6 protein-coding genes are annotated in these 7882 nt (G+C 73.6%); 4 read left to right on the top strand and 2 right to left on the bottom strand.

The features are described from left to right. Positions 1–362 precede the first annotated feature (362 nt). From ABT122_RS27455 to ABT122_RS27440, 4 genes are all read left to right on the top strand, one after another. Positions 363–1301, top strand: coding sequence for an ROK family protein (locus tag ABT122_RS27455; protein WP_351557750.1), 939 nt, complete (start codon positions 363–365; stop codon positions 1299–1301). Continuing rightward, positions 1301–2482 carry an N-acetylglucosamine-6-phosphate deacetylase gene (nagA, locus tag ABT122_RS27450; protein ID WP_351557748.1) on the top strand — a complete coding sequence of 394 codons (1182 nt, stop codon included), beginning with the start codon at positions 1301–1303 and terminating at the stop codon, positions 2480–2482. Before ABT122_RS27455 ends, nagA begins: the two co-directional genes overlap by 1 nt. 155 nt (positions 2483–2637) lie before the next feature. Further along, on the top strand, positions 2638–3564 hold the full coding sequence (locus ABT122_RS27445; protein WP_351557746.1) for a 1-phosphofructokinase family hexose kinase: 927 nt from the start codon (positions 2638–2640) through the stop codon (positions 3562–3564). A gap of 90 nt (positions 3565–3654) precedes the next feature. Then, positions 3655–4530 carry a class II fructose-bisphosphate aldolase gene (locus ABT122_RS27440; protein WP_351557743.1) on the top strand — a complete coding sequence of 292 codons (876 nt, stop codon included), beginning with the start codon at positions 3655–3657 and terminating at the stop codon, positions 4528–4530. A 37-nt stretch (positions 4531–4567) separates the two neighbouring features. On the opposite strand, the gene ABT122_RS27435 is transcribed toward ABT122_RS27440, so the two are convergent. Together ABT122_RS27435 and cdgB are read right to left on the bottom strand one after the other, a co-directional pair. After that, positions 4568–5638 (bottom strand): carbohydrate-binding protein, encoded by a 1071-nt coding sequence (locus tag ABT122_RS27435; protein ID WP_351557740.1) that lies wholly within the window; start codon positions 5636–5638, stop codon positions 4568–4570. Positions 5639–5771: 133 nt separating this feature from the next. Beyond that, entirely contained in the window at positions 5772–7421 is a 1650-nt protein-coding gene (gene cdgB / locus ABT122_RS27430; RefSeq protein ID WP_351557737.1) for a diguanylate cyclase CdgB, read from the bottom strand. Positions 7422–7882 lie beyond the last annotated feature (461 nt).

Genomic DNA, 7882 nt, shown 5'->3' with positions numbered 1-7882 from the left:
CGGGGCGCCCGGGCGCGGGCCCGGTGCGACGGGGTCCCGCATCCTGCGGGCCCGGGTCGGGGGCCGGCCCCCGAACCCCCGCTCCTCAATCGCCGGAGGGGCTGGATTTTGTGCCTCGGCTCGCTGGGGGGCTGGGCAACCCAGCCTGTCCGGGGGCACCCCCGGAGGCGGCTCCGGGGGTGGTTGAGGGCGGGGTCCGGCTGGCGGAGGGGAGTGGGAGTTTCGGCCTGGACGCGGGACGGGGGCCGAGCCCGGCGGGCGGGGGGTTTGTGCTGGTGGGGGGTGGATAGGTTTGTACTGTTCCGCAACAATCGAGGATAGTGGACTAGACCTTTCGGGCCATCTCGCGCGAGACTGTGCACGTGAGACACGTCATCGCCCTCGATGTGGGCGGCACCGGCATGAAAGCCGCCCTCGTCGGCGCGGACGGAAACCTCCTCTACGAGGCCCGCCGCGCCACCGGGCGGGAGCGTGGCGCCGAGGCCGTCGTGCAGTCCATCCTCGACTTCGCCGACGACCTCCGCACCCACGGCAGAGAGCACCTCGGCGAGACCGCCCTCGCCGCCGGAGTGGTCGTCCCCGGAATCATCGACTCCGAGAGCGGCACCGTCGTCTACGCGACCAATCTCGGCTGGCGGGACGTCCCCATGCGGCAACTCCTCAGCGAGCGCCTCCGCGGCGTCCCCGTCGCCCTCGGACACGACGTCCGCACCGGCGGCCTCGCCGAGGGACGGATCGGCGCCGGGCACGGCGCCGACCGGTTCCTCTTCGTACCGCTCGGCACCGGCATCGCCGGCGCCATCGGCATCGACGGCACCATCGAGGCCGGCGCCCACGGCTACGCCGGCGAGATCGGCCATGTCGTCGTCCGCCCCGACGGCCCCCTGTGCGGCTGCGGCCAGCGCGGCTGTCTGGAGGCCCTCGCCTCCGCCGCCGCCGTCACCCGCGCCTGGGCGAAGGCCAGCGGCGACCCGGACGCCGACGCCGCCGACTGCGCCAAGGCCGTCGAGTCCGGCGACCCGAAGGCCATCGCCGTCTGGCTCGACGCCGTCGACGCCCTCGCCGCCGGACTGGTCACCGCACTCACCCTGCTGGACCCCCGCACCCTGATCATCGGTGGCGGCCTCGCCGAGGCCGGTGAAACCCTGTTCACACCCCTGCGGGCCGCCGTCGAGGAGCGCGTCACGTTCCAGAAGCTGCCCTCCATCGTCCCGGCAGCCCTCGGGGACACCGCTGGATGCCTGGGTGCGGGGCTGCTCGCCTGGGACCTGCTCGCCACCGACTCGGAGGTAACCGCCTAATGGCCGCTCGCGCCGCACTCGCCGACAGCGCCGCACGCGCCGACAGCACCGTCCTCACCGGAGCCCGGGTGGTCCTGCCGACCGGGACCGTCGAGAACGGCCGGGTGTCTGTCGCCGGTACGAAGATCACCGGTACCGCCCCGGAGGACGCCCCCGCGCGCGATCTCTCCGGCCACTGGATCGTCCCGGGCTTCATCGACCTCCACAACCACGGCGGCGGCGGAGCCTCCTTCACCGGCGGCACCATCGACGACGTCCTCCTCGGTGTGCGCACCCACCGGGAGCACGGCACCACCACCCTGGTCGCCTCCCTGGTCACCGCCGAGCCGGACTACCTCGCCCACCGCGCGGCGGCCCTCTCCGAACTGGTCGAGCAGGGCGACATCGCGGGCCTCCACTTCGAGGGCCCCTTCATCTCCCCCTGTCGCAAGGGGGCGCACAACGAGGATCTGCTGCTCCACCCCGACCCGGCCGAGGTCCGCAAGCTGATCGACGCGGCCCGGGGCACGGCCAGGATGGTGACCCTCGCCGCCGAACTCCCCGGCGGCATCGACTCCGTACGGCTGCTCGCCGAACACGGCGTGATCGCCGCGCTCGGCCACACCGACGCGACGTACGAGCAGACGGTGGAGGCCATCGACGCGGGCGCCACCGTGGCGACCCACCTCTTCAACGCCATGCCGCAGATCGGCCACCGCGCGCCCGGCCCGATCGCCGCGCTCCTGGAGGACGAGCGGGTCACCGTCGAGCTGATCAACGACGGCACCCATCTCCACCCCGCGGCGCTCGAACTCGCATTCCACCGCGCGGGCGCGCACCGGGTCGCCTTCATCACCGACGCCATGGACGCGGCGGGCTTCGGCGACGGCCGCTACCAGCTCGGTTCGATGGCCGTCGATGTCGTCGACGGCGTGGCCCGGCTCGCCGAGGGCGGCGCCATCGCGGGCTCCACGCTCACCCTGGACACGGCGTTCAGACGGGCGGCCACCGTGGACCGCATCCCCGTCGCCGACATCGTCCAGGCGATCTCCGCCAACCCGGCCAAGCTGCTGGGCATCGACGACCGGGTCGGTTCGCTGGAGCCCGGCAAGGACGCCGATCTCGTCGTCCTGGACGAGGAGTTCCGGCTCAAGGGCGTGATGCGCCAGGGCGCCTGGGTGGTCGATCCGGCCCAGGGCTGACATTCAGGGGCTCTGACGGCGATGTCGCCGTGAAACCCCGCAAAGCACAGCAAGGCGGTTGGTCCAGGGTCTGGGCCAACCGCCTTCCGTTTGGCATGATCAGGACTGTACGAGCACCGTTCGCCGGGCCGCCGCCGCCGGAAGGGGAATCACGGGTGATCCTGACGGTCACGCTCAACACCGCGCTGGACATCACCTACACCGTCGACGCCCTCACCCCGCACACCAGCCACCGCGTCGGCGAGGTCGGCGAACGCCCCGGCGGCAAGGGGCTGAACGTGGCCCGGGTGCTCTCCGCCCTCGGCCACGAGACCGTCGTCACCGGCTTCGCCGGCGGCCCGGCCGGGACCGTACTGCGCGAACTCCTCGCGCCCCTCCCGCCGCACGACGCCCTCGTCCCCACCTCCGGCACCACCCGGCGCACCATCGCCGTCGTGGACACCGCGACCGGCGACACCACCCAGCTGAACGAGCCGGGACCGGTCGTCACCGCCGGGGAGTGGGCCGCCTTCCTCGACCGGTACGGAACGCTGCTGCCGGGCGCCGACGCGGTCGCCCTCTGCGGCAGCCTCCCGCCCGGCATCCACGTCGGCGCCTACGCGGAGCTGGTCCGCCGGGCGCGCGCGGCCGGGGTCCCCGTCCTGCTGGACACCAGCGGCGAACCCCTGCGCCGGGGCATCGCCGCCCGCCCCGACCTCGTCAAGCCCAACGCCGATGAACTGGCCCGGCTCACCGGGGCCCGTGAGCCGCTGCGCGCCGCCCGGGACGCCCGCCGCCGGGGCGCGCACGCCGTGATCGCCTCGCTCGGCCCGGCCGGTCTGCTCGCGGTCACCCCCGACGGCGTCTGGCAGGCCGCCCTGCCCGCGCCGGTCCGGGGCAACCCCACGGGCGCGGGCGACTCGGCGGTGGCCGCCCTCCTCGCGGGGACGGTGGAGTCCCGGCCCTGGCCGGAGCTGCTGGCCCGCGCGGTCGCCCTCTCGGCGGCGACGGTCCTGGCCCCGGCGGCGGGCGAGTTCGACCGGGCGGTCCGCGACGATCTCCTGCCCCGTGTCCGGGTGACGGAACACACGGGCCCCGCATGACCCCAGCGCGGCCGTACGACCGGTCCGGCCGCACCCCCGCACCGGCGGGCCGCACCACGGGCCCGGCGCCCGGGAAATGAGAACGGACCCATGCCTCTCGTCAGCACCGCCGAACTGGTCAGCGCCGCCACCGCCGAGCGGCGCGGGATCGCCGCCTTCAATGTCATCACCCTGGAGCACGCGGAGGCCATCGCGGCCGGCGCGGAGGCGGCGGGCGCGCCCGCCATCCTCCAGATCTCCGAGAACGCGGTCCGGTTCCACGGCGGCCGGCTCTCCGCGATAGCGGCGGCCACCGCCGCCGTGGCCCGGTCCTCCGGCGCGCCGCTCGCCCTCCATCTGGACCATGTGGTCTCGGTGGAACTGCTGCACGCCGCCGACGGCGCGGGCTTCGGCTCGGTGATGTTCGACGCGTCGAAGCTGTCGTACGAGGAGAATGTGCGGGCCACGGCGGCGGCGGTGGCCTGGGGCCGGGAGCGCGGCATCTGGATCGAGGCGGAGCTGGGGAAGGTCGGCGGCAAGGAGGGCGAGCCGCCGCTCGACGCCCACGCCCCCGGGGTGCGCACCGACCCGGCGGAGGCGGCGGCCTACGCGGCGGCGACCGGGGTGGACGCGCTGGCGGTGGCGGTGGGCTCCTCCCACGCGATGACCGAGCGCACCGCCGCCCTGGACCACGCCCTGATCGCCCGGCTGCGGACCGCGGTCCCGGTGCCGCTGGTGCTGCACGGCTCGTCGGGCGTCCCGGACGCGGAGATCCGCGCGGCGGTCGCCGCCGGAATGGTCAAGATCAATGTGGGTACGGCGCTGAACACGGCGTTCACCGGCGCCGTACGGGAGTTCCTGACGACGGCCGGCCCCGGGGTCGTCGACCCGAGGAAGTATCTGACCCCGGCCCGTGAGGCGATGTCGCGGACCGTCGCGGGCTTTCTGGGGCTGCTCGCCCCCGCGCCCGGGCCTGCGGCCTCCTGAGGGGACGGGCGGGGCCCCCGGCCCCGGCCGGGGGCCGTCAGCTCCCCTTCTGGCCCGCGTCCAGCCAGACCTGGTCGAGCAGGGCCTCGCACTGGTCGCCCGGCTCGCAGGAGATCTTCAGATCGTTCTTGCCCTTTTTGAGGTTCACATAGGCGTAGGTGTAGGTCCAGCCCTTGTCCCACTGGCCCTCACCGGCCTTGGCGAAGTTCGACATGTTGATGTCGCGGGGCGTCTCGCCGTTGACGGTCAGCGAGGTCTCGGCCTTCTTGCCCGGGACGCTGTAGCTGATGGTCATCGTGTACGCGCCGTCGGCGGGCACGTCCACCGACCAGCTCGCCGAACCGCCGGCCCCGTTGAAGGCCACATAGCCGCCGTTGGCGCCCTTGGCGCCCTTGATGTCGCGGCTCAGGGTCGCGGGCCCGCCGAGCTGGAGCGTCGCCGCGTCCTGCTTGGGCAGTGAGCCCGGCTTCTCCGCGGGCTCGGGGGGCTTCGACGGCTGGCCGCTGGGCTCCACCGACCGCGCGGGCGCCGAGGCGCTGCTCTGGGGCTCCTTGCCGGCCTGGTCGCCGTCCTTGTCCTCGCCGAGGTTGCCGATCACCGCGGCGCTGATGCCGATCACCACCACCGCGACCACCGCGATCGCGCCGATCAGCAGGCCCTTGGTGTTGGGGCCGCGGCCCCGGCCGCCGGGGTCCGGCTGGGGGACGACCCGGGTGGTGGCGCCGCCGCCGGGGTAGGTCTCGGGGGCCGCGTACTGCGGGGCCGGCTGTCCGTAACCCTGCTGCGGGTGGCCCTGCTGCTGCCCGTACCCCTGCTGTCCGTACCCCTGCTGGTGTCCCTGCTGGGGCGGATAGCCCTGCTGCGGGGGGTAGCCGTACCCCGGCTGCTGGGGCGGGGGCTGCTGCCCGTACTGGCGCTCGCCCACCGCGCGCACCTGGTTGTACGACGTCCGGGGGACTCCGGGCTGAGGTGCCTGGGGACCCGGGTAGCCGTAGCCGCGCCCCCGGCCCGAGGGTGGTGTGGCGCCCGCCGCGTGCCCGTCCTCGTACAGATACCCGAAAGGATCATCGTCCTCTGGCGTGCTCGCGCCGTTGTTCCCGGCCGTCATCCCTGGTCCCTCCTCACCGTCGTCAGCCCTACGCCGACGCGGGCGAGCCTACCCGGTTCGGAGTAACGGAATGGGTGGCGTTGACCCCAATCGGGGCCATCGTCACAAGACCAGAACATGACAGGAGCCGGGCTCAGCCCGCCCGCCGGTGCACCTTCGAGCGGGAGCGCTTCTCCACGTACATCCGCTGGTCGGCGGAGCGCAGCACCTCTTCGACGGACATCCCGCAACTCGCCCAGCTGATACCGAAACTGGCTCCCACGCGCACCCCGCGACCGCCCACCCGGATTGGCAGAATGATCGCGTTCCGGAGCCGTACGGCGAGATCGGCGGCGTCGGCGGCGCCCAGGCCGTCGGCGAGGACCACGAACTCGTCACCGCCGAGGCGGGCCACCGTGTCCCCCTCCCGCACGCCCCGGGTGAGCCTGCGGGCGACCTCGACCAGGACCGCGTCACCGGTCTGGTGGCCGAACCGGTCGTTGATCGACTTGAAGCCGTCCAGATCGCAGAAGAGGACCGCGAGGCCCTTGGTGCCGTCGTCCACGTCGTCCGCCGGCGCGATCATGTGCACATGGTGGTCGTACGGGACGCCCGCCGGGCCGAAGTCGAAGCCGTCGGCGTTGAAGAGCGCGCTGGTCTCCGGGTCGTATCCCGCGTCGGTCGCGTCCAGCGGGTTGCCCTCCGCGTCCCGGGCGGCGGGCGGCCGTTCGCACAGCTTGGCGCTGAGCCGTGCCCGCAGCTCCGCGCTGTTGGGCAGCCCGGTGAGCGCGTCGTGCGAGGCGCGGTGGGCGAGCGCCAGCTCATGGCGCTTGCGGTCCTCGATGTCCTCGACGTGGGTGAGGAGGAAGCGCGGGCCGTCGGTGGTGTCCGCGACGACGGAGTTCCGCAGCGAGACCCAGACGTAGCTGCCGTCGCGCCGCCCCAGCCGCAGCTCCGCCCGCCCGCCCTCGGCCGAGGTGCGCAGCAGGGTGCCCACGTCCTCGGGGTGGACGAGATCCGCGAAGGAGTACCGCCGCATCGCGGAGGCGGGCCGGCCCAGCAGCCGGCAGAGCGCGTCATTGGTGCGCAGCAGCCGTCCGTGCTGGTCACCGCCCATTTCGGCGATCGCCATCCCGCTCGGCGCGTACTCGAAGGCCTGGCGGAAGGACTCCTCGCTGGCCCGCAGCGCCTGCTGCTCCCGCTCCAGGCGGACCAGCGCCCGCTGCATATTTGCTCGGAGCCGGGCATTGCTGATCGCAATGGCGGCCTGGGAGGCGTACATCTGGAGGGCCTCCTGCCCCCAGGGGCCCGGACGGCGCCCGTTGCGCGGCCGGTCGACCGATATGACGCCGAGCAGCTCGCGCCCGCCCCCGGAGGTGAACATGGGGGCGTAGAGCCGGTCCTGGGGGTGCCACTCGTCCTCGAAGCGGGGGTCGGGACCCTCGGTGTGCCACTGCGGGACATCGTCCTCGATGAGCACCCAGCCCTCGGTGTGCGGGATGAACCGCAGCTCGCCCCAGGCCTCGCCCATGGAGAGCCGGCGCTCCCAGGAGGGCCGGGAGCCGACCCGGCCGGTGATCAGGGCCTCGGCCGCGGCGCTGCCGGCGAAGGCGGCGACGACGAGATCCCCGTCGGGGCGCACGAGATTGACGCAGGCCAGTTCGTAGCCGAGCCCCGCGACGATGCCGTCGGCGACGGTCTGCAGCGTGTCGGCCAGGCTGCGGGCGGTGTTGAGATCGGCGACCACCTTGTGCAGCTGCCGCAGGGTCGCAAGACGGACGTAGGGCTCCGACTCGGTCTCCATGCTCGCTCTCCCCGAGACCTCGACAGCAGACTCCAGGTTTCTCTTCGGCCTTCTCGTGCGGTCTTCACGTTGCCTATCCCCGGCCACTGAATCACAGCGAGCTGTCCACTCGGTACACAGGGTCAACAAATAAGGCCCTCTGTGACTCAAGTCACATGAGCGCCTCCGTGGTCATCGGAGCGGGGGTGAGCCGCCCTCGCCTCCCTCCGGTGTCTCCGAACGCAAATCCGGGCCGTGCGCGGCCCCCGGACCGTACACGCGTCCCGGCGGCGTCCGATACGGGGCGGTACGGAGCCGGTACGGGACCGGCACGGGGCTTGCGCGGGCCGGTTCAGGGCCGGTACGGGTCCGGTTCGGGTCCGGTGCGGCTCGGGTGCGGGCCGGTACGGCGCCGGTACGGGTCCGGGTCCGGTTCCGGTTCCGCGCGGGTCCGGGGCGTCCGGCCGGGACGCTGGTCCTAG

The sequence above is a fragment of the Streptomyces sp. NPDC001985 genome (assembly GCF_040296845.1).
Taxonomy (GTDB): domain Bacteria; phylum Actinomycetota; class Actinomycetes; order Streptomycetales; family Streptomycetaceae; genus Streptomyces.
Note: the sequence above shows the minus strand (reverse complement) of the source record. Positions and strands in the feature narration are given on the sequence as shown.